Annotated in this window: 2 protein-coding genes; both read left to right on the plus strand. The window is 45.2% G+C overall.

Features of this window, described 5'->3' with window-relative positions; all coding sequences use genetic code 11:
* The coding region (locus I6E11_RS14650) for a hypothetical protein (RefSeq protein ID WP_235338835.1) at positions 1-725 on the plus strand (725 nt) is incomplete at its 5' end.
* Positions 726-746: 21 nt separating this feature from the next.
* The coding region (locus I6E11_RS14655; protein WP_235338836.1) for a DUF4313 domain-containing protein at positions 747-1,005 on the plus strand (259 nt) is incomplete at its 3' end.

A 1,005-nucleotide genomic window follows, 5' to 3' on the forward strand; every position in this document is an offset into this window, starting at 1 on the left:
CTTCTGATATAGACAAGAAGCTGCGGCTATACAATCAGTCCCTGTCCGAACCGTTCAAGGAAATCACCGAAGAAGACTACTATGACCTGCTGGATGTACTGCCACCCTTGCGCATGAGACAAAACTCGTTCTTTGTGGGAGAACCGTATTACGGAAATATATACTCTTTCTGCTTTACCCGTCAAGGAAGATATTTCAAGGGCCTGCGCTCCGTACTTACTCCGCAATCCGAACTGGACAGTCAGATAGACCGTCACATGGAAATCATCAACCGGAAAGCCGTGATCTCAAAAGAGGAAACAAGCAAAACAATCAGCGGAACCAGACTCATTCCCTATTATTTTTCACTGGACGGAAAACAGTCCGTATTCATCTGCAACCTTGTCATCCAATCAGATTCCAGAAAAGCAAGGACGGACATGGCGAATACCCTGAAAAGTCTTCGCCGGAACCATTATCAGTTCTATAAAGGAAAAGGACATTACGAAACTCCGGACGAACTGATAGACCATGTATCAGGAAAGAAGCTCACCCTTGTTTCCGACGGACATTTCTTTCAATATCCTCCCGGCAGGGAATCCGCAACTTTCATCGGACATATCAAGGAGACATCAGAGGAATTTCTTTTCCGGATCTATGACCGTGAATATTTCCTGTATCTCCTTAAAAGACTGAGGACCGTGAAAAAGGAATCGGCACAGGAACAAATAAATATCAAATCATAACATTCGGGGAAATGCGGTAGAATGACTGCCGTATTCCCTCATAAAAACAATACAAGTATGAACAAATCGAACACTCTATACTGGAAAACAGCCACAGATCCGGCTGAGCGCATTGAGGTCAGACTCGTCCTTAACAGTTATATCGACAATGACAATCTGTATGTAGGACTTGAATCCCGGTCTAAGGAGAATCCGGAATGCTGGGAATCCTACACGGACATCACCGTCAACCTCAATTCCCTTCCCCCGTTCCATGCCTATGTGGACAACCGGGACTGCA

The organism is Bacteroides caecigallinarum, from assembly GCF_021531075.1.
GTDB classification, from domain to species: Bacteria; Bacteroidota; Bacteroidia; order Bacteroidales; family Bacteroidaceae; genus Phocaeicola; species Phocaeicola caecigallinarum_B.